The sequence below is a fragment of the Pseudomonas sp. R76 genome (assembly GCF_009834565.1).
Lineage (GTDB): Bacteria > Pseudomonadota > Gammaproteobacteria > Pseudomonadales > Pseudomonadaceae > Aquipseudomonas.
In genome coordinates, this window is record NZ_CP019428.1 from 32,590 (window position 1) to 58,172 (window position 25,583).

Annotated in this window: 21 protein-coding genes and 1 pseudogene; 10 read left to right on the plus strand and 12 right to left on the minus strand. The window is 55.0% G+C overall.

What is annotated here, in order from left to right; genetic code table 11:
* The first annotated feature begins 158 nt into the window (after positions 1-158).
* Positions 159-370: pseudogene (locus tag PspR76_RS31165) on the plus strand (hypothetical protein).
* Positions 371-713: 343 nt separating this feature from the next.
* Here PspR76_RS31165 and PspR76_RS00145 read toward each other — a convergent pair.
* Positions 714-1,736, minus strand: a complete 1,023-nt coding sequence (locus PspR76_RS00145) for a SagB family peptide dehydrogenase (RefSeq protein WP_159953439.1) — start codon at positions 1,734-1,736, stop codon at positions 714-716.
* A 64-nt stretch (positions 1,737-1,800) separates the two neighbouring features.
* On the minus strand, positions 1,801-2,190 hold the full coding sequence (locus PspR76_RS00150) for a hypothetical protein (RefSeq protein WP_159953440.1): 390 nt from the start codon (positions 2,188-2,190) through the stop codon (positions 1,801-1,803).
* A 776-nt stretch (positions 2,191-2,966) separates the two neighbouring features.
* Here PspR76_RS00150 and PspR76_RS00155 point away from each other — a divergent pair.
* The 5 genes from PspR76_RS00155 to PspR76_RS00175 all read left to right on the plus strand — a co-directional run bounded on the left by PspR76_RS00155 (position 2,967) and on the right by PspR76_RS00175 (position 9,082).
* On the plus strand, positions 2,967-4,241 hold the full coding sequence (locus PspR76_RS00155; protein WP_159953441.1) for a metallophosphoesterase: 1,275 nt from the start codon (positions 2,967-2,969) through the stop codon (positions 4,239-4,241).
* A gap of 11 nt (positions 4,242-4,252) precedes the next feature.
* Positions 4,253-5,323 carry a GTPase-associated system all-helical protein GASH gene (locus PspR76_RS00160; protein ID WP_159953442.1) on the plus strand — a complete coding sequence of 357 codons (1,071 nt, stop codon included), beginning with the start codon at positions 4,253-4,255 and terminating at the stop codon, positions 5,321-5,323.
* A gap of 167 nt (positions 5,324-5,490) precedes the next feature.
* Positions 5,491-6,255 carry a TRAFAC clade GTPase domain-containing protein gene (locus tag PspR76_RS00165; RefSeq protein ID WP_237235710.1) on the plus strand — a complete coding sequence of 255 codons (765 nt, stop codon included), beginning with the start codon at positions 5,491-5,493 and terminating at the stop codon, positions 6,253-6,255.
* Positions 6,252-7,124, plus strand: coding sequence for a TRAFAC clade GTPase domain-containing protein (locus PspR76_RS00170; RefSeq protein ID WP_159953444.1), 873 nt, complete (start codon positions 6,252-6,254; stop codon positions 7,122-7,124). The genes PspR76_RS00165 and PspR76_RS00170 overlap by 4 nt, the downstream gene beginning before the upstream one ends.
* Positions 7,121-9,082, plus strand: coding sequence for a GAP1-N1 domain-containing protein (locus PspR76_RS00175; RefSeq protein ID WP_159953445.1), 1,962 nt, complete (start codon positions 7,121-7,123; stop codon positions 9,080-9,082). Before PspR76_RS00170 ends, PspR76_RS00175 begins: the two co-directional genes overlap by 4 nt.
* A gap of 684 nt (positions 9,083-9,766) precedes the next feature.
* On the opposite strand, the gene PspR76_RS00180 is transcribed toward PspR76_RS00175, so the two are convergent.
* The 4 genes from PspR76_RS00180 to PspR76_RS00195 form a co-directional block, all read right to left on the minus strand.
* A complete protein-coding gene (locus PspR76_RS00180) occupies positions 9,767-10,978 on the minus strand; it encodes a multidrug effflux MFS transporter (RefSeq protein ID WP_159953446.1) in 1,212 nt (403 codons plus the stop codon).
* Complete coding sequence (locus tag PspR76_RS00185; protein ID WP_159953447.1) at positions 10,971-11,939, minus strand: diiron oxygenase; 969 nt, start codon at positions 11,937-11,939, stop codon at positions 10,971-10,973. The genes PspR76_RS00180 and PspR76_RS00185 overlap by 8 nt, the downstream gene beginning before the upstream one ends.
* Positions 11,939-13,021 (minus strand): SagB family peptide dehydrogenase, encoded by a 1,083-nt coding sequence (locus PspR76_RS00190; protein ID WP_159961277.1) that lies wholly within the window; start codon positions 13,019-13,021, stop codon positions 11,939-11,941. The genes PspR76_RS00185 and PspR76_RS00190 overlap by 1 nt, the downstream gene beginning before the upstream one ends.
* 344 nt (positions 13,022-13,365) lie before the next feature.
* Positions 13,366-14,088 carry a response regulator transcription factor gene (locus PspR76_RS00195; RefSeq protein ID WP_159953448.1) on the minus strand — a complete coding sequence of 241 codons (723 nt, stop codon included), beginning with the start codon at positions 14,086-14,088 and terminating at the stop codon, positions 13,366-13,368.
* 224 nt (positions 14,089-14,312) lie between these two features.
* Here PspR76_RS00195 and PspR76_RS00200 point away from each other — a divergent pair, with 224 nt between their 5' ends.
* Both PspR76_RS00200 and PspR76_RS00205 read left to right on the plus strand, forming a co-directional pair.
* Positions 14,313-15,224 carry a FecR family protein gene (locus PspR76_RS00200; RefSeq protein WP_174245580.1) on the plus strand — a complete coding sequence of 304 codons (912 nt, stop codon included), beginning with the start codon at positions 14,313-14,315 and terminating at the stop codon, positions 15,222-15,224.
* Positions 15,225-15,227: 3 nt separating this feature from the next.
* Positions 15,228-17,510 (plus strand): CHASE2 domain-containing protein, encoded by a 2,283-nt coding sequence (locus PspR76_RS00205; RefSeq protein WP_159953449.1) that lies wholly within the window; start codon positions 15,228-15,230, stop codon positions 17,508-17,510.
* 180 nt (positions 17,511-17,690) lie between these two features.
* Here the strand turns inward: PspR76_RS00205 and PspR76_RS00210 are convergent, their stop codons facing one another.
* The 4 genes from PspR76_RS00210 to glyQ all read right to left on the minus strand — a co-directional run bounded on the left by PspR76_RS00210 (position 17,691) and on the right by glyQ (position 22,087).
* The gene (locus tag PspR76_RS00210; RefSeq protein WP_159953450.1) at positions 17,691-18,461 is read right to left on the minus strand and encodes a lysophospholipid acyltransferase family protein; all 771 of its coding nucleotides are present in this window, start codon (positions 18,459-18,461) and stop codon (positions 17,691-17,693) included.
* 82 nt (positions 18,462-18,543) lie between these two features.
* Positions 18,544-19,083 (minus strand): D-glycero-beta-D-manno-heptose 1,7-bisphosphate 7-phosphatase, encoded by a 540-nt coding sequence (gene gmhB / locus PspR76_RS00215; protein ID WP_174245652.1) that lies wholly within the window; start codon positions 19,081-19,083, stop codon positions 18,544-18,546.
* Positions 19,083-21,137 carry a glycine--tRNA ligase subunit beta gene (gene glyS / locus PspR76_RS00220; protein WP_159953451.1) on the minus strand — a complete coding sequence of 685 codons (2,055 nt, stop codon included), beginning with the start codon at positions 21,135-21,137 and terminating at the stop codon, positions 19,083-19,085. The genes gmhB and glyS overlap by 1 nt, the downstream gene beginning before the upstream one ends.
* Complete coding sequence (glyQ, locus tag PspR76_RS00225; protein ID WP_003187265.1) at positions 21,134-22,087, minus strand: glycine--tRNA ligase subunit alpha; 954 nt, start codon at positions 22,085-22,087, stop codon at positions 21,134-21,136. Before glyQ ends, glyS begins: the two co-directional genes overlap by 4 nt.
* An 81-nt stretch (positions 22,088-22,168) precedes the next feature.
* Here glyQ and PspR76_RS00230 point away from each other — a divergent pair, with 81 nt between their 5' ends.
* Entirely contained in the window at positions 22,169-22,726 is a 558-nt protein-coding gene (locus tag PspR76_RS00230) for a DNA-3-methyladenine glycosylase I (protein ID WP_159953452.1), read from the plus strand.
* Between the two features lie 40 nt (positions 22,727-22,766).
* Positions 22,767-23,654, plus strand: a complete 888-nt coding sequence (locus tag PspR76_RS00235) for a lysophospholipid acyltransferase (protein WP_159953453.1) — start codon at positions 22,767-22,769, stop codon at positions 23,652-23,654.
* A gap of 128 nt (positions 23,655-23,782) precedes the next feature.
* Here PspR76_RS00235 and PspR76_RS00240 read toward each other — a convergent pair whose 3' ends face one another.
* Positions 23,783-24,094, minus strand: a complete 312-nt coding sequence (locus PspR76_RS00240) for a tetratricopeptide repeat protein (protein WP_159953454.1) — start codon at positions 24,092-24,094, stop codon at positions 23,783-23,785.
* 105 nt (positions 24,095-24,199) lie between these two features.
* The gene (trkA, locus tag PspR76_RS00245) at positions 24,200-25,573 is read right to left on the minus strand and encodes a Trk system potassium transporter TrkA (RefSeq protein ID WP_159953455.1); all 1,374 of its coding nucleotides are present in this window, start codon (positions 25,571-25,573) and stop codon (positions 24,200-24,202) included.
* Positions 25,574-25,583 lie beyond the last annotated feature (10 nt).

The window sequence follows — 25,583 nt, forward strand, 5'->3', positions numbered from 1 at the left end:
TGGGAGATCAAATCCGTTGCAAATGGCTGGTTAGATCGATTGCAAATGAGTCGTCAAGTCAGTGCAAATGACCAGGTGTCAGCGGATCTGAAGAAGTCTCTTCAGCCAACGGCGTGTTCAGCTAGTCTTCCAGCACCAGTTACTTAAGGACTCTCCCCGTGCTAGAAAACTCTCAAGCCAACATAGCCAGGGCGGACGCTCTCACACAACTCCTGCACAACCAGCACGCGCTAGCAGCGGCGAAGTGACGAAATGGATCTCAGAGAACTGAGTGATAACTGTTGCCGAGAATGCAATGGGGGCCATGGATACGCTGGACAAAAATGCACTAGCCATCATCGATGCGATTATGCACCTACGTCAGTTATAGACATAATCTAACGCACGCCGTCCCGTTCCAGGTAGAGAAATGATTCTGCTGTCCCGACCTTTAATTCGTCACTCGACTTGCTAGATCTGATCATTTGAAATATGGAGGGATTGTCCCGACGATATAGGAGCTCATGTTAGTCTCAGCTAGTGTAGTGCTTATTAGGTTGACGTTGTTCGGATAGAAGGTGGTTCGGTTCATTCCTTATATGCGATGGTCAGCTGTTAAGTTCTCTCTAAAATATTTTCACATAGCCTGTGACCGACTGCTGCCCTTCCTGATAGGCATATGATCCATAACGCAGCAATAAAAGACCTGTAAAAGCAAGTCAAAACGCGCCCTGCTAAGTGCTCCTGACAGCGATTTTTGTCCACGGGAAGTGTTCTTCTTTGGGGTGGCCGAGAGCTATCGCATGAATGGCAGCCTGTTCAATTCTGTCTAATCCTAATGCGTCCTCAATAAACTTATCCCCTAGAGCACAAGTGGGTACGCCAGCAAGATTCTCATCGGTAGCTGCAAGCAAAATGTTTTGTGCAATATGACCAGCCTCAATCAAAACCACTCTATATGCCCCCGCATGAGGATATTTCCACATCGTCCTTTTCCAAGTGGCCACACATAGTATTATTACTGGAGCATCGTCAGCCCACTGCTGCTTTCCAAGCATATCAGAGGGCAAGACATTCAATTTGGTAACGAACTGCAATGAGCGATACAGCCCTGAATAGTGATAAATACCTTGAGACAGTCCATCAACATCGTTTGCAATTACGTAAGCTTCATAAGGATTCCTCGCTCCTCCTGATGGCGTTGTTGTCAAAGGTAGGATACCTAAGTGTTTATGTTCTACGAAAGCTGTAACACCAAATCCAGAGTAAAGAATATTGCTAAGCTGTTGTTTATTAATAGATTGCTTTTTCCACTTTCTTATAGATCGACGCCTATACATTATGTCTAATAGCTTTGAATCCATCTCTGGTTCGGGGAGGCAAAATTCGTATTGATTTGACTCTAAAAATAATTCAGGTGAAGGAGATTCTTGGCGACGTTCTATTAAAAAATCGATACATTCCTCTGTGGTTCGATATTGAACATCCTTCGACGTAAAACAGTGAAGTCCAGCATAAACACTCCACTCCCAAGACGAGTTGTATTTCGTGTCTAACTTCTCTAATTCATCGCCTTCAACTACAAGAAGGCCCGAATCTAGAAGTTCTTTTAAACCCTCAATTGCAGAGTCGCACTCATATTCAGAAAGCATTTCACTCAGTTTGGCTACTGTGATCCAATCGTCCGCTTTAGACAATATATTAAAGCCGGAAGGGGTTAAGGTTACAGAGTTTTGAGCGATGAAATTCGTAGCCATTAAACCTTTATCGGTCCAATGCAAAACTAAGGATTTTGCACGTCTACATCTCATGGATTAAACCCTACTTTTTAATTTTTCGATTTGTATTAGGGTTCCATAAAATTGGGCGAGCATGACCGGGTAATCCTTTATTTGCATCATTGCCGCACATATTATAGCCCAGATGCCCATAACCAAAAGCAACAATAGCTTTATCTACATTTTTGATAGTTGCCTCCAGCTTAATCTTCTCTTTTCCTTCAGGTAAGGCTTTAAGAGCGTCTTCGACTGAGCTTATCAAGTCATTGAGCAATTGATTTCCTTGTGTATAACGATGCACTGAAGTTTCTTTTAAATCTTTTCTTAACTCTGCCTCATCAAGTATGACAGGTTTAGATGAGTGGTACTCTACGAGCTTTTCTTCAAACTCCTCCGGGCTTAGTTTTGGATGTTTTAAGTTGTCATAGTTCATAAAGTTCTCCTTTCTATTTTGCACTTAACGAAAGTTTAAGAGCGGCCCTTGGAGGTCTCAGCTGGCGGAGTGAAGGATTTGAGCCCCGTGTTCCGCCGCCCTGACGCAGTAAGATCACCGCAGCAGCAAAAAAGCTGACTTCGCCGAAGCTGCGGACATACTGAGTAAGACACTTGTAGTGGTGCATGACATTATTCCAGCCCCGTTTGGCGATGCCTATAACACCGCTTATTTACAAGCGATGCGGTGTATCGACTGACCCGCTGATATTGCGTTATCTCCTAGTTGCGAAGATTTCCTAATCTGGCAACTTATCCTAGCTTCCGCCTGCTAACTATTATTCGGCGAGATGCCGTGTCGCGATAGCGTGTCGTACACCGTACCTTTTCGTCTTGTATGCCTTTGTTCAGCTTAGAAGTGATTGCGGCGAACGCAACACTCCTCAGAAAGAAACTCGGCATCGATGACAAGGAGCTCTGCTGTCATCCAGGTTCTGTACGAAAACCCACGAAACACAGATTTCTGTAACATTCATTGCCATTTGCGGTAATGGCGCCTTGGCGCGTCGCATGGCGCTGGCAGAATGCTGGAAGCCAGTGGGTTACTGAAGGGGGCTGAATTTCCCCCCCGTTTGAGTTTGACCTTAAAAGGCTTCGGATCTCATTGCTATCAAGCAGTGGGGCGGCGCATTATTAGAGTCATATCAATTGGATATCACCCGGTGTCTTCCCGGTGTTATAGACCATTCAGGACAGAAAAATTCAAGGGAGTGGCACTTGCGAATCCTTCATTTCTCGGACATCCATTTCCGCAAATCCGAGATCAGCACCACCCAAGATCCTAATTTTCATCTGCGATCTGAGTTGGTTCGCGATGTGGTTAGCCAAAGCCAGCGATTGGGTCCCCCTGACGCAATTGTCATCTCTGGTGACATCGCATTTGCTGGTGATCCCGCGGAGTTCGAGTTTGCTACCGAATGGCTCCGGAATCTGTGTGAAGCATGCGGCTGCTCCATGCAGTCGATTTTTGTTGTGCCCGGTAACCACGACGCTGTGCGTGAGTTGGCGGACCAGGATCTTGTTCAACTGATTCATAACCAAATTAAGCGAGCCCCGGACCCAACCACGGAGCTGTCTAGGTACCTAAGTAACAACTCTTCAAACCGATTGCTGTATCAAAGCTTGGACAATTTCAATCAGTTCGCACTACAGTTTTTTTGCGATCTATTGCCGCCTGAGAGAACAAGGGCTACCCGTGATTTGCCACTCAACGATGGTTCAACGCTGCGCTTGTGGGGGCTTAACACAGCAGTTCTGTCTAGCAGCCGCGACGATGAAGGAACGCTCTTCGTTGATCGGGCGAGCTTTCAAATTACCCGTGAACCAGGCGTCGTGAACATGGTAGTGGCGCACCATCATCTTTCGTGGTTGCAGCAAGGTGCCGAACTTGCTGACCACCTGAATGATGTCGCCCCTGTACAAGTTTTTGGTCATATCCATACTAACCGGGTAGAACTGAATCGTGACCATGTACGACTCACCGCCAGTGCAGCTCATCCTGATCGTAGGGAAGCTGGCTGGGAGCCTGGATACAATTTCCTGGAAATCTCCGTTGTAGGAGAACCTGAAATGCGTAGGCTGCATATCAGGGCTCATGTCAGGATTTGGCAAACGGCTCCAGGCGGGTTTCAAGCGAAAATGGACCGGAACGCCTCAGTTTTTGAGCATTTCATCAACTTGGAACCATGGCGTTCCACCTTGGCAACCTCGGAACCGGTTTCACCAATCGAGGCGTCTATTTTTGGTAACGACGCGGCGATGTTGGTAAGTGAGCGGGGTGAAAACATGAACAATGTCCGAGCACTAGGGCTTCGTTTTTATCGGCTCTCATTCAGCAAAAAGTCAGAGATTTGCGGCCGGCTTGGACTGCTGGAAGATGAAGACATCGGGCAACCCGATCATGAGCGTTTTCGCCGAGTACTTTTACGGGCGCACGAACGCGGACAATTGGAAGATTTCGCACAAGCTATCGTGGCCGCTGAACAAGAATGAATGGAGCAGTAATGTCTACTTATACCTTTGCAGATCGATATGCGCAGTCCGCCCTTTCACCCAGCGCAACGATAATCACGTCCCGACAGACGTCGGCCGATCGGATTATCGAGAACGTTACAATCGCTCAGATTCTTGATCTAGCAGCGGCTTACTACGGCAGCCCGGACGTCAACATGCATTGGTTCAGGGACGAATTTGCTAAAGAGGACGCAAGCTTCAGTTTGGTCAATAACGAACGTGAAATGACGGTGCTAGCTGCTCTCATTTTAGAACGGCTGGTGGATCAGGAGATGCCGGAAGTGATTTTGGCTATTGTCGCTGGTCACGTCTCAGGGCTACGGTCGCCTGCTGAAGCTGACTGGCTTCTACATGCGACTAAGGAAGCTCTAGGATGTCTTGCAGTCACAAACCGTGAACCTGGGGTGGTTGAGGTCAAAATAAATGGGACCCATAACCCTCAGTTGAAAGGCGAAATTGCAGAACTGGCAGAGGGCGACTGGGAGGGCGTTCTCGCAGCTCTGCCGAAGATAAGGTCAGAGGCGCAGTCTTCGGACACGAATGTGGCGGTTAAAACCAGTGAAGGGTTGAAGGCGCTGAACCGGGAAGTAGAATTGCTTAGAGAAGAAAGCCAGATCCTATGGTGGCTGTTCAGCGGCTACAGCAAATCTCTGCATCGCAATTTCAATGCCCTTAATGCTCCTCAGGCGGCACTGGCCGGAGCCATAGATCTAGGCGTTCTGACCACCGCATCTCATCTTGGGCCTATCGCCGCACCTGCGATCCTTGAACGGGTCATCGCTGCCGCGAAGAAAGCGAAGGGAGTACAGTCGATTGAGCTGGCCACAGTGATTGACGGATTTAGCACTGATGACCTTGAGCGGCTCGAGGAGTCTTCAGTAGAACCGCCGCCTCGACTCGCCCCTATTTCTACAGCCATCCGCCTGGCCAAAAATGCAGGCCCAGGGGCATGGTATGCGCGTTTTTTAACTGAAACTGGTTTGCACTCCTCCATCAAAATCGAGCCATCGGCGCTCGCTACTCAGCTTTATTATGAACAACTGTTGGGTCAGCTGCTGTGACGGATGCGCATGATGATTCGGATGTAGACGTAGACGTCTTTGAGCAGTCCGAGGCTCAGCAGGCTCCGAGTTTAGACCCGCGTTGGGAGCTTCTTCCAGCGTCCGCGATGCTGTCACTGGAAGATGCCGATAAGCTCCTTCGATGGCGGAAAGCACGAGTCGTTACTGTGGTTGGCGAACGCAATGGTGGCAAGACGACTTTGGTGGCCCAGCTATATGAGCAATTCCTGCGCGGCCCTTTCGCACAGATGCTTTTCACGCAGAGCTGGAGCCTGCAAGGGTTCGAAAGGAAAAGCTTTCAATCCCGTGCTGAATTTGGAGCGGCGCATCCAGATACTCCGCGTACATCGGCTCAAGATGGGCTTGGCTTCTTCCATATTGCTGTTTCTGATGAAAGCAACTTAGAGCGTACAGATCTTCTGATTTCGGAGCGTGCAGGAGAGGTTTATAGAGAAGTGCGCGATAGACCAGAGCGCGCCACGGCATTGGTGGAGCTTCGCAAAGCTGGAGTAGTTGCGTTGATCCTTGATGGTGACCGTGTGGCAAAACCTCGCATGCGTGCCGGAGTATTTGCCTCGGTTCGCAATATTGCCCGAGCACTGCTCGACTCAGGTGGCCTACATCCTCAAGCCACAATTCAGCTTGTTACCACGAAGGTCGACCTTTTTACTGGAGAGGGTGCGGCAGCTACGCTAGAAGCATTAACGGAATTTGAAGCCAACCTAGGCGCATTGTTGAATAATCGGTTCGAGTTGACGACATTTCGCATAGCTGCGCGCGATCCTTCCGGAAATGTGGCCGCAGGAAGCGGGATGGATGAGCTTCTGCGGAGCTGGATTGCTCCTCCGTCCAGCGCATACCTTGAAGAACCAGTGCTCCCTAAATTGGTGAGCGAGTTCGATCTATTTTTGACAAGGGGACGTAATGAATGAATGCCAATTTCGTAATAATGGGGCTGCCAGCATCTGGTAAAACCACGTTCTTGGCAGCACTATGGCACCTGGTTGAGTCAGCGGAGACTGATTGCCGCCTTGTTATGGATAGCTACCGAGGCGATTTTACCTATTTGAATAGCATCGCGGATGCCTGGCGCAACTTCCAAAAAATTCCTCGAACTTCCCAAACGGGTGACACGGAAGTAACAATTTATCTCCATGACCGCGAGACCAATGCTCGTGGCACTGCGCTTTTCCCTGACCTCGCAGGAGAAATTTTTGATCTTCAAGTTGAAGAGAGACGGTGCCGACCCGAGTTCATCAAGCAAGCAGACGCAGAAGACGGAATCCTTTTTTTCATTAACGCCAATGTCAAAGAGGATGGGCTCTCTATCGTTGATTATAATTCGAGGCTGCCCCCTGAATTTAGAAGCTCTGATTTGCCAGAACTAGGGGATGTCACCACTTCAGTCGCAATGCCTGAATGGGAGCCAAAGTTTCTCCCTGCACAAGTTAGGATCGTGCAACTGCTGAGTGATCTCATAAGAGCACCATTCACTTACCGTTCTCGCAAGCTTGCGTTATTGATATCGGCTTGGGATCTCGCTCGGGATCAAGGCCATACCCCGGATCAATGGCTAGCGCTAAACATGCCGCTTGTGCATCAGTTTTTTCGCGCGAACGGTAAATCTTTTACCTCCCGTGTGTACGGTGTTTCGGCTCAAGGTATTAATTTGGATGATGATGCAGCGGTCGATGTTGCTGCGGATATGATTCCGAGTCGGCGAATTCAAATTGTGGGGCATGATGACGGAGAGCATGACTTGACGGCTCCTCTTGTGTGGCTGATGTCGGCGGAAGAATGAAATTTGATCAATGTCTGTTTGGGTATGATGACGGGCACAGGTTGCTTGCGTCATCTGTCCCGTTGGGTACTGAAACCTCACTCCTCACGGAGCTAAGCGACCTTGCTCCAGGGACCATTTTCAGTCAATCAGAAGGCTACTGGACAGGTTTGCCAGTGCCGGCCATCGGCCGTTACGTCTTAATGCGAACTTGGCCGGCCCCCGAAATGCCGAGACCTGGCTGCGTCTGGACCCATGCACTCCTAATCCCTCTTACCTTTTTCGAGTCTTTTGAAGACTTGTCAGCATTACAAGCCTTCGCGCGCCGACCAAATGGCTTAGTCGACAAAGAGCATTATCGACAGGCTTTAAATGTTGGAGGTCAGGAGGTGGTAAATGCTCCAAAATTTCTCGATGACAAGGTAATCAACCAACTTTTGCTCTCGCTCTACAGCAGTGTCGCAGAGCCAATAGAAGTTGAGAGGCCAGGACAAATAGACCTGCCACTTTTTGCTGTTTGGTCACAACAGTGGCCGAGGTTAAGGCGCAATCTTCGCTTTCAGACCGCAGTTTCAAGAGGGGGGCGCTTTATTGGCTCTATAAAGTTTGATGTCACTGCGGAGTTGGCTCATATCCTGAGCGAACAACCCTCTACCAAATCGGAGAGCGAGCCTTGGTTAATCACCGCCGCCGCTGATATCAAGGAGGGGGCTCTTGGAGCGCTACGATCATTCCTGTGGCGCTATGGGAGTGACGTTAAGCGACAGCGCGGGTCGTTCCTACCCTTGACGCAGATTAAGATGATAGAGATGGGAGGGGGGCCGGACGCTGCAACTCAATTAGTAGATATTGTTACGGGTGCATTCGCTTCTCCGGAAGACGCAAAAAAACTCAAGCAAGATTTAGTGGACGGCGCCCTGGCCCCCTTTGCGCAGCCTCGTCTGCTGGAGTGTCTCCTATCAAATTCCAGCGCATGCAGTTCGTTCCCTGCACCTGAACCGCTTGGTATTTCCAGACTCCAGAGTTTGTGGCCTGATCGCCGTGAGGAGATGGCATCTCTGCTGGAGACTGCCGTGAAAGCAACTGGTCCTTTGGCAGATGCGATCGTTGAGTGCTTGATCGGTGGATCCACTGACTCGTTGACTTGGCTGGCGACTAATGGCTCTCTCCCAACTCGAATACGACTGGTTCAGGCGAGTCCGGACATACTGCTTGGCGACTGGGTTATCGACCTTAATAGTTCTATCTTGGCTGATCTTCTTTCACTTGTCGGTGATCGGTTGCAAGGGCTTGAGACTTTGGTGCCAAGGTTGCTGGTGCGGAACGATCCTCTCCTAGCGAAGTTAGTATTCGATCATTGGCCTATTATCACGGCAAGCCAGGTCTTACGGTCAATTAGCAGAGATGTGGGACAAGCTACGGATACTTGGTGGCATGCTCTAAGAAGTCACGCTGCTTTATTACTGCATCCTGAGGTGATGAGTTGTGTCTCTCAAACCAGCCAGCTTTATGCCGTTGGTGAACTGCTTGATTGGCAAGTCTCTCGTGACACGGTTAACGCTGTAGAGCTATTGAGCTTGGCGTTCAATCGTGCTGTTGACGATCTATCATCAAAGCGATCGGATATATTGCATTGCTTTTTAATCAAGATCGCGCTGATCGCCGGAGGGAATGGGGGGAATGCTCTGGTTGAAAAACTTTATAATCTTGTTCACGACCAATTGTTGGCATCTCAGTTAGCTGATCCTGCGAAAGAAATACTTCGGGAGGTCTTAGCCGATGCCGGTTGGTTAAAGGGGTGGGATGTTGCTTTGCGATTTCGTCTAGCGATAGCAGGGGCGTACATTCGTTTTTATTGGCCCCCCCTTAGTTATGCGAACCTATCTGTAACCCGCAAAGGAATGAAAATGCTCGCAGACGCGGCCTCAGACATTCCTGAAGGTGATATTTACGCCCATGCAGCTGACCGATTGACTTAGAAATTTTTCTTGGGCAATGTCTTCGCGCTTATAGGCGGGCTAGCATGGATGGCTGCTGATTGGTTTTACGTTATCGAGCCGACGCTCTGTATGTCGAGACCCAGGGTGGGACTGAAATGAGGCTTCCTCTGCAGGCGTTCGTGAGGACGCTGCGTCACATGTACAACTCGGGCTCCAGTGCATATCAACCTTCGCTCATACGTTCAAGCAACCTTGAGCTTCCGCTAGGTGGCCTCTGCGACATATCCCGAAGTGCGAATGGCGAGACGCGCTGGATCATATGCGTTTTACCGGCTCGCCAGCACTTGGGCTGGGTCCACGTCAATGGTGCCCAACGGCCAAATACTGCATGGATAGCATCGCCAGCCTGAGCCTTACTCAAGGGCAAAAAAACCACCGTGGATGAAAACCATACTAGAAAAACTACGTCTGTTCGGAGAGCGCATTTATTCTGTGAATCCAGTAGGCTTTTCTCATCTTTTCTGTAAAAACCACGCTCGGGGCTCACAGATAAGATGATTTTTCACCTGCGTTTACTGGGCATCAAGAATCATCTATTTTGTGAACCTACATCAGGTGTTGGCTCATAGAGCAGTGGCGACGTTTCGCAAGTAAACGGTTCAGCCATACTAAGAAAGCCCGCGAATAGCGGGCTTTTTTTGTCCTTAATGGCTCGTCTGTGCATCAAGCCAGGCTTTGTACTCTGGCTATCCGATTGATGCGATCGTTGATCAGCAATGCAAAACCACTCAGGACTATGAAGCTGATGGCCAGCGTCATTTGAAGGTCATATGCGCTGAGATTGATCAGGGCACTGATCAACCCACCGCCTATGAATATTATCGTGTTACCCGCTGACGCTGACGCACCAGCGTTATCCGGGAACAACTCCATCGCTCTGGATGTTGCCGCGGGCCGAGTAATAGTTGTGCCTGCCGTGCAAATCATCATCGGTACCAATACTGTGATGGGCGTCAGGCCATAGAATGTTGCCAGGAGCAGCATCGTCAGACCGGAAAGGAGAATCAGGCACAAGCCCGTGCTTATTTGCGTTGCCGATTCCATGCGTTTGTTCAGCACTCCGGCGAGCGTGCCGCCCAGGACGTAGGCCGCACCGTAGAGCAACAGCATCAGCGAGAACTCGTAGTTGCTCATTTGCAGCTGTTCAATGAATACGAGTGGCGAGACCACGATAAACGAGAAATGGCAGGCAAATACGATGGCGCATATCAGCCAGTACGCAATGAAATTGAAGTTACGGCACAGCTGCCGGTAAGTTTTGAAGATATTGAGACTAGACCCCGCACTCGAGACGGGTGGCGTGTTACGCAGCGACAACCATGCCTTCACGAACACCACGACGGCAATCGCGGCGAACACGTAAAAGCTTCCCTGCCAGTCCAGCAATTGTTGCAACACCGTGCCTATCAGCGGTGAGATGGAGATGAAGATCCCGCTCGCAGTCACCATCAGGATGCGCAAACGGTCACGCTCCTTACCTACAAACAGGTCCTGAACCAATGCTTGGGACAATACAAAACAGCCACAACCCACCGCTTGGACGACACGAAATATAAGAAACGCGGCGTAGTCCGAAGCCCAGACGCAGCCCAAGGCGCCCAGAATCGAAACGGCCATACCGCCCAACAGCAGATTCTTGCGACCGAGTGCGTCAGACAAGGGGCCAATCAGCAATTGTGAGAGGGAGATGCCGATAGCGAACACGCTGACAGACAATGCAATGTCCGTTGGTGTGGTGTTGAACTGCGTTGACAGTGCGGGGAACGACGGCAGTAGCACGTCGATCGGGAATACGCCCAACATGACCATGGTCATGAGCAGTATGACGGCGGCAACTTTGGTTGCTCGGGTAGCGCGATCTGTTGTCTCAAGCATCAATGAGTCCCGCCACGCTGAACAATTCCCTGTGTGCTTGCTGCTCAAAAAAACCGGCGCGTTTCATCGCCTGGAGTGTCGCCGTGGCGCCGGCGCGAGCGCGCCTGGCGCGTGCTTGGGGTGCGACGACGTGCTGGATGACGTGCTCTGCCTCGGCTGCAGAAATACCAGCGCCGGCAAGGCTGGCAGCCAACCATTGCTCGTCCACTTCCGAGAACACCAGGATAATATCGATCAAATGGCTGGCCGAAGCGAGTTGCTGGGTGGACGACAGGCGTGGCCACAGGTACTGAAATACTTCGGAAAAATACCGGCTGTGCCGGGCCTCGTCTTCCAGATGTTCTCTGAACATTTGATAAACAGTGGACACCAGGGTATCGCCCGTAAGGTCCAGCAACTCCTTGGCGATGATCGTTTCGGAGACAAAGCCGACCAAAAACCACAGCAACGGACGACTTTCATCACCGGCGGTGTCCAGCAAGTCGAGCAGTAAGCGGATGCGTTTTGGCGGCACATCCCACGGTGGCATCTGATAAAACCTCGCCACTTGCTCCGCCAGCTCGTAGGAGAACAGCGCGTGATAACCCTCGTCGGTGTACAACTGCAATGCCGCAATTTTCATTGCATGCGGCAGTTCGATACGCAATTCGTCGTGAATAAGGGTTTCGACCGCGCGGTTGACAATCTTGTGTTCGAGTATCGTCGTGTAGTTGAGGAAATAAACCAAGTGATTCGCCGCCAACCGATGGCGAGTTTGCTCGGATGCCTGCTCGATAGTCGGGTGAGCAAAATAATGGATGAACGACGGTGGGAACCAGCCTTTAGTGCGTAATTGGAGCTGAACTTCAGCGGCTGGCGGCAGGGCATATTGGGTCTTTTTATTGCGCACCGACGATCGATTATTCCAATCCCCCAGCGTGTACCGACGACTCCCGCCAGACTCAGTTCCAACGGTGGACATCACTGGTCTCGCTCCCGATTTTCCATCAACGCCTTGAGCTCCTTGCACTGCACTTCTCCGTCGCCGTAGCCGGCCCCGACAAAGAACAGCGGTTGTTCTGTGGCATCTTCCAGCCCCAGCAATTTTTCGACCTGTTCGTCACTCAATGCACCGGTCAACCATGTGGACAGTCCCAGCTCGGTTGCCGTCAATTGGAACGTTTGCGAAATATGCCCTGCCTCGACAAATGCCATGCGGTAAGCGCGGGAGTGCTCATATTTCCACCACAACTTGTCAAAACGCGCAGTCAGGAACAACCCCATTGGCAGGTCATTGATAAAGTGCTGTCCAGCCAGCAGTTGCCCTAGCGGCGCGGTGGGCAGCGAGTGGACCCACCGCAATGCATGCAGCTCTGGATGGTAATAATAAATACCCGGTTCCAGGCCTTCGATCCGTACCGCATAGACATAACCTTCGCAGGCATTCAGACCACCACCGGACGGGCTGCTGCGTCGCGACCTGAACGCTTCGGGGACAGTGTCGCCGGTATCGGCTTCGCGTTCTTTGAGGTAGCCCAGGGTCAGGTAAAGCAGGCGGCTCAGATCGTCCCGTGTGACAGCTTGCGAGGAGAACGAGCGCGAGGTTTTCCTTTGCAGCAGGACTGTTGTGAGGTCATTCGAGGGTTTGTCCAGCATCGGCGCCGGCAAGTAGATCGGGTCGGTATTAGCGTGCGCGGTAAAACGCGCTACGGGAGGCTGAGTGTCGAGGACTTCTTCGCAATGCTCCAGGTATTGCGCGGACCATTCGTGAATATCGCTGGGGACGTGTTCAAACGGCAGGTTCTTGGTGCCGATATGGAAGATCTTCGACAGCTCGTCCCATCCCCATTCCGGTTGCACCGGCTTATCAATCGAGAACAGACCGGCTGCCAGGAAGGCTGCGTCAATCTCGCTCGCGCTGTCGAACAATGAAGGGTCTTCAATAAGGCTTATCAAACGCGAGGAATACAACGTATCCAGTTCAAACTGAGTGTGGTCTTTGTAGTTCCAGATCACGGTAAACGGCGGGCGGGCAAGGATGAAAAAGTGTGGGTTGATATGCATTGTTTTTGTAACCCCGAGCATGGCCAGTGATGAAGCTGGAAGGTCGCCCTCCCAGCCTCATCATTCACTTCACTTAACGGGCTTTAGCCGCGATCAGGCAGTGCAGGTTGGCGATTTTTTTCGATTCGAGGTTGATAGCTTTCATGGGTGTTACTCCAGAATAGTCAGTTGAGTGCCGCTTCAATGCGGCAATCAGAGCCTAGTCAGCAGGTATCGCGCCATCAAGCGCCTGGGTGGTTTGAATTCTTCGCCTGTCCCAGATTACCGCCGCAGGCCTTCATTTGATTTTCATTGAGTGATGTACAAGCGATTTGCAAATGCTCCACGTGGAACATCTACGGTTTCTAACGTTGGGTAGCCCCAGCAACGCTTTCCAACCGATAGCCATATCCGTAGATGGTCAACAGTTGCCAACCACGGTCCGCAGTCAGTCCAAGCTTGTTGCGCAGACGATAAATATGCGTATCCAGAGGCCGCGATGACACCATTTCTTCGTGGGTCCAGAATCGCTCATAGAGATACTCGCGCGATAACGGCCGCGCCAGGTTGGCAAACAGGCAACTGGCAAGCCGGTATTCGCGCTCCGTTAAATTGATCGGTTTGCCGGCACGGGTCACCGTCAGCTCGGCATCATCGAAGGTCAAGTCGTTGAAGCTTTGCACTTCATGGGTGGCAGATTTCTGTAGGCCATGGCGCCGCAACACTGCTGTGACCCGCGCCTTAAGCTCGTTGGGACGAAAGGGCTTGCTGACATAATCATCCGCTCCGCTGTTTAATGCTGTGACGATATCGCTCTCTGCATCTCGACTCGTGAGCATGATTACAGCAGGCGGAGATTCCATGTGTTCGCGGGTCCAGCGCAGCAACGCGATGCCGGTGATATCCGGCAGTTGCCAGTCGAGTATCAGCAGGTCGAAGGTTTCTCGACGCAGTTGGCGCAGCAGGTCTTCGCCCCGCTCGAAGCAATGCAAGGACCAGGGTTGTTCCGCCGTGCTGGGGATTTGTCGCAGTGTCTGTTCCACCCGTCGCAATTCAGCGGGTTCGTCATCCAGTATTGCGACACGCATGGGTGGGTCCTTTCTACTAAAAATACAGCAGCCGACGGCCCTGTAAAAAGGGCACATACTGCGCAGATGCCGGCTGTCGAATCTGAATAATTGTGGTCGGATTCGACGGCCCCTTGGCTCTCTCGGTACGCTGATATCAAAGGGCTGTTACCCCACTAATGTCCGCGATACCTATGTGGGAACGATACCGGCTCCCGGCCTTAAGTAAAAGGATCAGCCGACACATGCGCTGCCGTCTACCCCTGCCTGCCCTTCTGACCCTGGCGGCCTTCACTGCAAGCGCTTCTGCGAAACTGCACCTGCCTTATATCGACGATTACCTGATGTGCCGTGCGCAACCGCTGCCGGCGGTTGTCCAGCATCTCAGCGGGGAAGCCTGGAAGCTTGATGCCAAAGGCAACGCGAGCCCGCTGCAGGAAGGCATGCGTATTGATGAACAGGAAGGAGTGAAAACCTCAGCGTCGGGTTTTGCCAGTCTGTTGCTCGGTGATGGTTCGCGGGTGGTACTGCCTTCCGGGTCCCAGGTGCGGTTGCATTTGGTCCAGAAACAATCGATTCCCCAAATCATTCTGGAACAAGGCCAGGCCGAAACGTATGTGATCAAGCGACCCAGCGATTACGACCGTTTCCAGATAGTCACACCGATCGGTGTGCTGGGTGTACGAGGGACGCACTTTCGGGTGCGCAACGACGGTGAACAGTCTGTGCTTGAAGTGCTCGACGGGCAGGTGGCGGTCAACCGTGAAATGGCGGTGCAAGGTGAGGTTAAGGTAGGGCCGCGGCAGGGCTTGCTGTTCAAGCGCCAAGGCGCCGTCAAACCGGTGGAACTGCTGCCCGCGCCCACGCTTATCGGCCAGGACGGGCAGAAAGGCGATGCCCCTGTCTGGCGCTTGTACCTGCGGCCCCTGCCCGGCGCTCAGCGCTATCGTGCTCAAGTAGCGACCGATAAAACCTTTTTGAACATCCAGCAGGAAAACTTTTCCAGTGAGCCGAAAATGAGCTTCACTGGCCTCAAAGCGTCGTTCTATCACGTGCGTGTGTCGGCCTACGACGAGCACGGCCTGGAAGGAGAAACCGGGATCTATGACATCTTCTACTACCCGCCTGCGACCCTGGCCAAGGCTTCCGGCGGCTGACCAATGAAGCTATGGGGCAAGGCCGAGAAACGCCAACCTACCCATGCCCAACGCTTGTTCCACGGCCTGGTACGCGAGTGGTTGTGGATCGGTTTATTGCTGTTGCCGATCACGGCCTACCTGTCCCTGAGCCCGGGCATTGCGCTCAATAATCCTTTGTATGACAGCCTGCGTCGGCTTACGCCGTTGCCCGTAGATCCGCGCATCTTGCTGGTAACCATTGATGACTCCAGCTTGAAGAAGCTCGGCCGCTGGCCCTGGCCCCGCAGTTTGCATGCGGACCTGATTGATCGACTGAGTGCCGCGCAACCAGCGGGTATCCTGTTTGACGTGATCTTCAGTGAGCCCGGCATCCCTGCCAATGACAAACGCCTGGCCGATGCCGTGTGTAACGCGGGAAATGTATTGTTGCCATTGCTGCGTGACGGAAGCGCCGGATACAGCCAACCCGATGAGCAGATGCAACCGTTGCTCAAATGTGCCAAGGGCGTTGGCCATATCAACGTTGAAGCAGACAGCGACGGTGTGGTGCGGAGCTTGTATCTGCGTGAAGGTCCCGTTGATGCAACGGCCCCCCAGCTCGCGTGGCTGGCGTACACAATGAGTGGCGCAGCAGACGCCATGCCTGGCGAGCCTCAGGAGCCGATCAGTCAACATTGGCATCGAGAGCACGCCATACGCATCCCTTTCATTGCCGCGCATACTCAATTTCCCAGTGTGTCCTACGCCAGCGTATTAAGCGGTGAGGTGCCACCCGAACAGCTGCGCAACCGCCTGATACTGGTCGGAGCCACTGCTTCGGGAATGGGCGATCGTTTTGTAACACCACTCTCCTCCACTGTTGGCACCACTGCCGGGTTAGAGATCCAGGCCAATGTGCTCAATGGCTTGCTGCAAGGGCGCAGTATTGTGGATCTTCCCGCTTGGCTTGCGGCAGTGATGGCTACCTCTCTGGTAGCGTTGCTGCTTGGCTTGCTGCTGTACCGCCCGCGGTACGCGCTGTGGATGACGCTGGGCTGTATGGCCGCTGCGCTGCTGGGTGCATGGGCCCTATTGCGGTTGGGCCACTGGTGGTCGCCCGCCGCGTGCCTGATCGGACTGCTGCTTAGTTACCTGATCTGGAACTGGCGCCGTTTGAGCGTGGTGCTCGCCTATTTCGGCTGGGAGCTGGCGCGCCTGGATAACGAACCTAAAGTGCTCCCCGAACGGCGGCGCGCACCGGCCAGCAAGGGCGATGTGTTGCAGGGGCGGATCTTTGCCCTGGAGCAGGCCGTGAGTCGCACCCGGGATACTCGGCGCTTTATGGCCGATGGTCTCGAGTGCTTGCCGGTGGCGACGCTGATCACCGATCCCAAAGGCAACATCCTGTTGGCCAACCGAATTTCTCGGGAGGTATTCGGCAATCAGCTGGTCGGCCAAAACCTGCTGGAGCAGTTGGCGGACCTGGGATACCCACCCCTGCACAATGGCGTGCGCCCTGCTCTCTCGGCGCTGGAGCTGATCGAGTTCCGCGACATCCACCAACGCAGCCTGCGTATGGAGCTTGCGCCCTTGCTCCCGGCTGAAGGCGACGTCGCCCTGGGTTGGCTACTGAGCCTCACCGACCTGAGCAAGGAGCGCGACGCCCAGCAACACCGCGAAACCATGCTGCGCTTTCTCTCCCATGACCTGCGCGCGCCGCACTCGGCAATCCTTGCCATCCTGGATGTACACAATGGCGAGTCGCCGGTATTTGCCCAGATTGAACAGCAAGTACGACGCGCCTTGAACCTGACCGAATCCTTCGTGCAACTGGCAAAGGCCGAGGCGGACGGCTACCAGTTCCAGCCAACCCTGTTTGCCATGCTGGTGATGGATGCGTTCGACCAGGTGGCGGTGGTCGCTCAGCTCAAGGGTATCCACTTGGTCCATGACTTGGACGAAGCCGATGAGGGCATGGTCTCTGCGGATCAGTCGCTGCTGACGCGTGCCTTGTTCAATGTGCTGGAAAACGCGATCAAGTATTCACCGTCCGGTACCACGGTCAGGTTGCGGCACAGCAGCAGCCAGGGCTGGTTGGAATGTCGCATCAGCGACCAGGGCCCGGGGATCGCGGCGGCGGATTTGCCTGAGCTGTTCAGCCAGTACCGGCGCTTCGATTCTGCCCAGGGCAGCGAGGGATTGGGTCTGGGGTTGACCATGGTCAAGGCGGTTGTCGAACGCCACGGCGGGCGTATCGGCTGCGAAAGCGTGGTGGGCAAAGGCACCACGTTCAGCGTGCAATTGCCGCTGCTGGATGACTGCTGAAAACGTACTTTTCTGCTGTGCATAAAAAACCGGTCACAAGGACCGGTTTTTTAATGCTGAAAAAACTTATGCACGTTTTTCGAGATTTTATGAGCTAAAGAAATATGTAGGTAAATCAGTAATTTATGAATCAAAAAAGGCGATTCGCCAACAAACCGTGCACAGGTTATCCACAGATGCTCAAATCACCGGCGTATCCACCACAACCGGCTCTGGCGGCAGCGAACCCATGGCCCGTTGTTGGGCTTCATTCCATGCCTGGGCGCGGTCATTCAGTGCGGCAATCGCTCGTGGCCCTTCGCCCTCGGCATACATCGGCTCGCCGATCACCACGGTGATAGTGCCTTCGCGTTTTGCCCATCCGGTCTTTGGCCAGAACTTGCCGGCGTTGTGGGCAATCGGCAGCACAGGCAGATGAGCGTTGACCGCCAAGGCCGTACCTCCCCGCGAGAATTTGCCGACAGTGCCGAACGGTACGCGAGTGCCTTCCGGGAAGATCAACACCCACACACCGTCCTTGAGCAGCTCATCACCTTTCTTGGCCACGTGCTTGAGCGCAGCCTTGGGGTTGTCACGGTCGATGGCGATCGGCCGCAGCATGGCCATCGCCCAGCCGAAAAACGGTACGTACAACAGCTCACGCTTAAGCACCTGGCTCAGGGGTGAGAAGTACGCCGAGAGGAAAAACGTTTCCCAGGTGCTCTGGTGGTTCGAGAGGATTACACAAGGTTGGTCCGGGACGTTTTCAGCGCCCTTGATCTCGAAACGAATGTTCAGGAACACCTTGGTCAGCCACAACGCGCAGCGGCACCAATAGACGTTGATAAAGCGATAGCGCGCCTTGAACGGCAGGAACGGCGCAATAAAAAAGCTCAGGGTGCACCAGAGAAACGAACTGGTGCCCAGCAGCAGGTAAAAGAAAAAGGTTCTGATGGCCTGCAAAATCGACATGGCAGCATTTACCGTTGCGGGACACGGCCCGCCTGCTAAAAGCGCACTCCCGAGCAATCCTTGTTCAGGAAGTCGAGGGCGGCTAGTTGTTAATAAGTTCTGCGGCAACCGCCGCCAGATCGTCAAAAATCAAAGTGCCTACCGGCAGGTTCTTCGCCTGGGTCTTTTCGCCTTTCCCGGTCTTCACCAAAACTGGCTGAGAATCGACGGCTTTGGCCGCCTCCAAGTCACCGAGGCTGTCCCCGACGAACCATAGCCCAGCCAAGGGCACCTTGTAATGTTCTGCAATGGTTTTCAACATCCCAGGTTTGGGTTTGCGGCAATCGCAGCCCTCATCCGGCCCGTGGGGGCAGTACACCACCAGCCCCACCTCACCGCCCTGCTCCGCCACCAACGTGCGCAAGCGCGCGTGCATGGCGTCCAGGGTGGCGATGTCGTAGTAACCGCGGGCGATGCCGGACTGGTTGGTGGCGATGGCCACCGTCCAGCCGGCTTTGCTCAACTGCGCGATGGCCTCGATCGAGCCGGGCAGTGGAATCCATTCCGCCACCGACTTGATGTAAGCGTCGGAGTCGTAATTGATCACCCCGTCCCGATCGAGAATCAGCAGTTTCAACATGATCAGCCCAGTACGGAAATGTCAGCGATGTTGATGAACAAGCCGCGCAGACGCGCCAGCATCGCGTAGCGGTTTTTCCGCACGCCGGCATCTTCGGCATTGATCATTACCGCTTCGAAGAACGCATCCACCGGCTCACGCAAGGCGGCCAGGCGCGCCAGTGCTTCGGCGTAGTTGCGTTCGGCGAGCAGCGGCTTCACTGCGTTCTCTGCCTTGGCGATGGCCGAGTTCAGCGAGAACTCCTTGGCATCGGCGAACAGGCCTGGGTCGACTTCGGCATTGCCGAGGTTGTCGGCCTTGCTCAGCAGGTTCGACACGCGCTTGTTCACGGCGGCCAGGGCATCGGCTTCCGGCAGCTTGCGGAAGGCCTGTACGGCTTGCACACGCTGATCGAAGTCCAGCGCCGAACCCGGTTGCAGGGCACGTACCGACAGGTAGACGGAAACGTCCACGCCTTCGTCTTCATAACGCGCACGCAGGCGGTCGAACACGAACTCCAGCACTTGCTCGGCCAGGCCGGCTTGCTTGACCTTGGCACCGAACTGGCCGACCGCAAACACCACGGCCTGGGTCAGGTCGAGGTCGAGCTTCTTGTCGATCAGGATGCGCAGCACGCCGAGGGCGGCACGGCGCAGGGCATACGGGTCTTTGCTGCCGGTCGGCAGCATGCCGATACCGAAGATACCCACAAGGGTGTCCAGCTTGTCGGCGATGGCCACGGCCGCACCGGTCAAGGTGGTTGGCAGTTCAGCGCCGGCACCGCGCGGCATGTACTGCTCGTTCAGCGCCAGGGCTACATCGTCCGGCTCGCCGTCGTTGAGGGCGTAGTAGTAACCGGCAACACCTTGCATCTCCGGGAACTCGCCGACCATTTCGGTGGCCAGGTCGCACTTGGACAGCAGGCCCGCGCGGGCAGCCCAGGCAGCATCACCGCCAATGCGTGGCGCAATGTAGGCGGCCAGCTTGGAAACACGCACGGCCTTGTCGTAGACGCTGCCGAGTTTTTCCTGGAACACCACGTTTTGCAGGCGCAGGTTGAAGTCTTCGAGCTTCTGCTTCTTGTCTTGCTTGAAGAAGAACTCGGCGTCAGTCAGGCGCGGGCGAACGACTTTTTCGTTACCGGCGATGATCTGCTGCGGGTCCTTGCTTTCGATGTTGGCCACGGTGATGAAGCGCGGCAGCAACTTGCCGTCCACGTCCAGCAGGCAGAAATACTTCTGGTTGTCCTGCATGGTGGTGATCAGGGCTTCTTGCGGCACATCGAGGAAACGCTCTTCGAACGAGCACACCAGCGGCACCGGCCATTCAACCAGCGCGGTCACTTCGTCGAGCAGGCTTGGCGGCACGATGGCGGTGCCTTCCTGCAGGCGGGCCAGCTCTTCGGTGCGCTTGCTGATCAACTCGCGACGCTCATTGGCATCGGCCAACACGTAAGCGGCACGCAGGTCGGCGGCGTAGTTGGCCGGCGAGGTGATGCGCACAGCTTGCGGGTGATGGAAGCGGTGCCCACGGGAGTCACGGCCAGCCTTCTGGGCGAGGATGGTGCAATCGATGACTTGGTCACCGAGCAGCATCACCAGCCATTGGGTTGGGCGGACGAATTCTTCTTTGCGAGCGCCCCAGCGCATGCGCTTGGGGATCGGCAGGTCGTTGAGGGAATCTTCAACGATGGTCGGCAACAGGCTCGCCGTCGGCTTGCCGGTGATGACCTGGCTGAAACGCAGTTTCGGGCCGCTCTGGTCGATTTCGCTCAGCTCGACGCCGCACTTCTTGGCAAAACCAAGGGCAGCTTGAGTCGGGTTGCCTTCTGCATCGAAAGCCGCTTGGCGCGGTGGGCCGTCGAGGTTGATGCTGCGGTCCGGCTGCTGGGTTTCCAGCGCGGTCAGCAACACGGCCAGGCGACGTGGCGCGGCGTAGACTTTCTTTGCAGCGAACTTCAGGCCGGCTGTGTGCAGGCCTTTTTCGATACCGGCCAGGAATGCGTCGGCCAGGGTGTTGAGTGCCTTGGGTGGCAGCTCTTCGGTGCCCAGTTCAACCAAAAAATCTTGAGCACTCATTGTGCAGCCTCCAGCTTAGCCAACACTTCATCACGCAAATCCGGGGTTGCCATCGGGAAGCCCAGCTTGGCGCGAGCCAGCAGGTAGGCTTGGGCGACGGAACGCGCCAGGGTGCGTACACGCAGGATGTATTGCTGGCGCGCAGTCACCGAAATGGCACGGCGGGCGTCCAGCAGGTTGAAGGTATGGGACGCCTTCAACACCATTTCATAGCTTGGCAACGGTAGCGGCTGGTCGAGTTCGATCAGGCGCTTGGCTTCGCTTTCATAGAAGTCGAACAGTTCGAACAGCTTGTCGACGTTGGCGTGTTCGAAGTTGTAAGTGGACTGCTCCACTTCGTTCTGGTGGAACACATCGCCGTAGGTCACTTTGCCGAACGGGCCGTCAGCCCACACCAGGTCGTAGACCGAATCCACGCCTTGCAAGTACATGGCCAGGCGCTCGAGGCCGTAGGTGATCTCGCCGGTCACCGGGTAGCACTCAATGCCGCCCGCTTGCTGGAAGTAAGTGAACTGCGTCACTTCCATGCCGTTGAGCCAGACTTCCCAGCCCAGGCCCCAGGCGCCCAGGGTTGGCGATTCCCAGTTGTCTTCGACGAAACGGATGTCGTGCACCAGTGGGTCCAGGCCGACATGTTTCAGCGAGCCCAGGTACAGCTCCTGGAAGTTGTCCGGGTTGGGCTTCAAAACTACCTGGAACTGGTAGTAGTGCTGCAGACGGTTCGGGTTTTCGCCGTAGCGGCCGTCAGTCGGGCGACGACTGGGCTGCACATAAGCGGCGTTCCAGGTTTCCGGGCCGATGGCCCGCAGGAATGTAGCGGTGTGGAAAGTGCCGGCGCCTACTTCCATATCGTAGGGCTGAAGTACCACACAACCTTGCTCGGCCCAGTATTGCTGGAGGGCGAGGATCAAGTCTTGGAAGGTACGCACGGCTGGCGTAGGCTGGCTCACGAAATTCACCTGTTACTTGGGCTGCGATTTAAAGAGCGGGAGTATACCCGATTCGGCCCTGCCACCACTCCCTGGAGCCTTATGCCACGCTGCTTTTGGTGTTCTGAAGATCCGCTGTACATGGCTTATCACGATCAGGAGTGGGGAACGCCGCTGCGCGATGCGCAGGGTCTGTTCGAGTTGCTTTTGCTCGAAGGGTTCCAGGCGGGCCTGTCCTGGATCACCGTTTTACGCAAACGCGAGCATTATCGAAAGGTCTTGTTCGGCTTTGACGCACAGCGTCTGGCACAACTGAGCGATGCTGAAATCGAAGCGCTGATGCAGGACCCAGGCATCGTGCGCAATCGCTTGAAGCTCAACGCCACCCGCCGCAACGCCGCGGCCTGGCTGGCGCTGGAGGATCCGGTGGGCTTGCTCTGGTCATTTGTCGGCGGCGTGCCCAAGGTCAACCACTTCAAGGATCGCAGCGAGGTTCCGGCGATTACACCCGAGGCCGAAGCCATGAGCAAAGCCTTGAAAAAAGCCGGTTTTACCTTCGTCGGCCCAACCATTTGCTACGCGTTCATGCAGGCCTCCGGCATGGTCATGGACCACACCCAAGACTGCGACCGTTACGCGGACTTGACCAACGCCGGTTAGAATGCCCGCTTTGCGCACCACACACGATCAGGAGTGACCTGTGGAAAAGTTTAAAGGCGCCTTGCTGGTAGGCGCTCTTCGGTTATTTGCCCTACTGCCCTGGCGCGCTGTCCAAGCTGTCGGCACGGCGATTGGCTGGATCATGTGGAAAACCCCCAACCGCTCCCGCGAGACGGTGCGGATCAACCTCTCCAAATGCTTCCCGGACATAGACCCCGCCGCGCGCGAGCGCCTGGTCGGCCAAAGCCTGATGGACATCGGCAAGTCCCTGACCGAAAGCGCCTGCGCGTGGATCTGGCCGGCCCAGCGTTCCATCGACCTGGTGCGCGAAGTCGAAGGCCTGGAAGTGCTGCACGAAGCCTTGGCCTCGGGCAAAGGCGTGGTCGGCATCACCAGCCACTTGGGCAACTGGGAAGTGCTCAATCACTTCTACTGCAACCAATGCAAACCGATCATTTTTTACCGTCCGCCCAAGCTCAAGGCGGTGGATGAGTTGCTGCAAAAACAGCGTGTGCAACTGGGCAACCGCGTGGCGGCTTCCACCAAGGAAGGCATCCTCAGCGTGATCAAGGAAGTGCGCAAAGGCGGCCAGGTGGGAATCCCGGCTGACCCTGAGCCAGCTGAATCGGCAGGCATCTTCGTGCCGTTCTTCGCCACCCAGGCGCTGACCAGCAAGTTTGTGCCGAACATGCTCGCCGGCCACAAGGCGGTCGGTGTGTTCCTGCATGCGCTGCGGCTGCCGGACGGTTCGGGCTACAAAGTGATTTTGGAAGCGGCGCCGGAAGACATGTACAGCACCGACACCGCCACGTCCTGCGCGGCGATGAGCAAGGTGGTGGAGCGCTATGTCGGCGCCTACCCGAGCCAGTACATGTGGAGCATGAAACGCTTCAAGAAGCGCCCACCGGGTGAGGCGCGGTGGTATTGATTCACCCAGATCCGAGCCCAATGAAGCTCTAATGTGGGAGCTGGCTTGCCTGCGATAGCATCACCTGGGTATCACTGATACACCGAGGTGTTTGCATCGCAGGCAAGCCAGCTCCCACAGGGATTACTTTACCCCTGGCGGTCGAGCTTTTTCAGGAACACCGTCATCTCTTTTTCGGCCTGCTTGTCGCCATGCGCCAGGGCCGCTTCTATGCCCTTCTCCCAGGCATGCCGCGCCGCAGCTTGATCACCCAACCCCAGCTGCGCCTTGCCCAACAACTTCCACGCCGCCGAATACTTCGGGTCGAACTCAACGCACTTGTGCAAATGCTCCGCCGCCTTGGCGTTGTCCTTCAGGTCCAGATAACCCTTGCCCAAGCCAAAGCGCAGCAATGAATTATCCACACCCTTGGCGAGCATTTTTTCCAGGGATTCGAGCATGGCTGTGAGTCCTTTATCTGTGCAGGGTTTCCACAGTAGAAACGCGATCACCTGTGGGAGCGGGCTTGCCCGCGATGACGGCGGCAGGCTCACCTGAATTTTTTATCAGAAGAAACTCAAGCCCACGTGGAACAGCTTCTCCACATCGCGGATATGTTTTTTATCGACCAGAAACAGAATCACATGGTCGCCCGTGGCGATCACTGTATCGTCGTGGGCGATGAGCACTTCTTCATCACGAATGATCGCGCCGATGGTGGTGCCCGGCGGCAGGCCGATATCCCGGATCGCCTTGCCGATCACCTTGCTCGACTTCGAGTCACCATGGGCAATCGCCTCGATGGCTTCGGCCGCGCCACGGCGCAGTGAGTGCACGCTGACGATATCGCCGCGCCGCACATGCGCAAGCAACGTGCCGATGGTCGCCAGCTGCGGGCTGATAGCAATGTCGATATCGCCGCCCTGGATCAGGTCGACGTAGGCCGGGTTGTTGATGATGGTCATCACCTTCTTCGCCCCCAGCCGCTTGGCCAGCAGCGAGGACATTATGTTGGCCTCGTCATCGTTGGTCAGCGCCAGGAAGATATCGGCGTCGGCGATGTTCTCTTCCAGCAGCAGGTCGCGGTCCGACGCGCTGCCTTGCAGTACGACGGTGCTGTCGAGGGTGTCGGACAAATGCCGGCAGCGCGCCGGGCTCATCTCGATGATTTTCACCTGATAGCGGCTTTCGATGGCCTCGGCCAAGCGTTCGCCGATCTGCCCACCACCGGCGATGACGATGCGCTTGTAGGTCTCATCCAGCCGGCGCATTTCGCTCATCACTGCGCGAATATTCGCCTTGGCCGCGATGAAAAATACTTCGTCGTCGGCTTCGATCACAGTATCGCCCTGGGGCAGGATCGGCCGGTCGCGACGGAAAATCGCCGCCACGCGGGTTTCCACATTCGGCATGTGCTCGCGCAGCTGGCGCAGTTGCTGGCCGACCAGCGGGCCGCCGTAATAGGCCTTTACTGCCACCAATTGCGCTTTGCCCTCGGCAAAGTCGATCACCTGCAAAGCGCCGGGAATCTCGATCAGGCGCTTGATGTAGTGGGTCACCACTTGCTCGGGGCTGATCAATACGTCGACTGGAATCGCATCGTTGTCGAAAAGCCCGGCACGGGTCAGGTAAGCCGCCTCACGCACGCGGGCGATTTTGGTCGGGGTGTGGAACAGAGTGTGAGCGACCTGGCAGGCGACCATATTGGTCTCGTCACTGTTGGTCACGGCGACCAGCATGTCGGCATCGTCGGCACCGGCCTGGCGCAACACCGTCGGGAACGACGCGCGGCCTTGCACGGTGCGGATGTCCAGGCGGTCGCCGAGGTTGCGCAGGCGCTCGGCATCGGTGTCGACCACGGTGATGTCGTTGGCTTCGCTGGCCAAATGCTCGGCCAGCGTGCCGCCGACCTGCCCTGCCCCAAGGATGATGATTTTCATCCGGTCACTC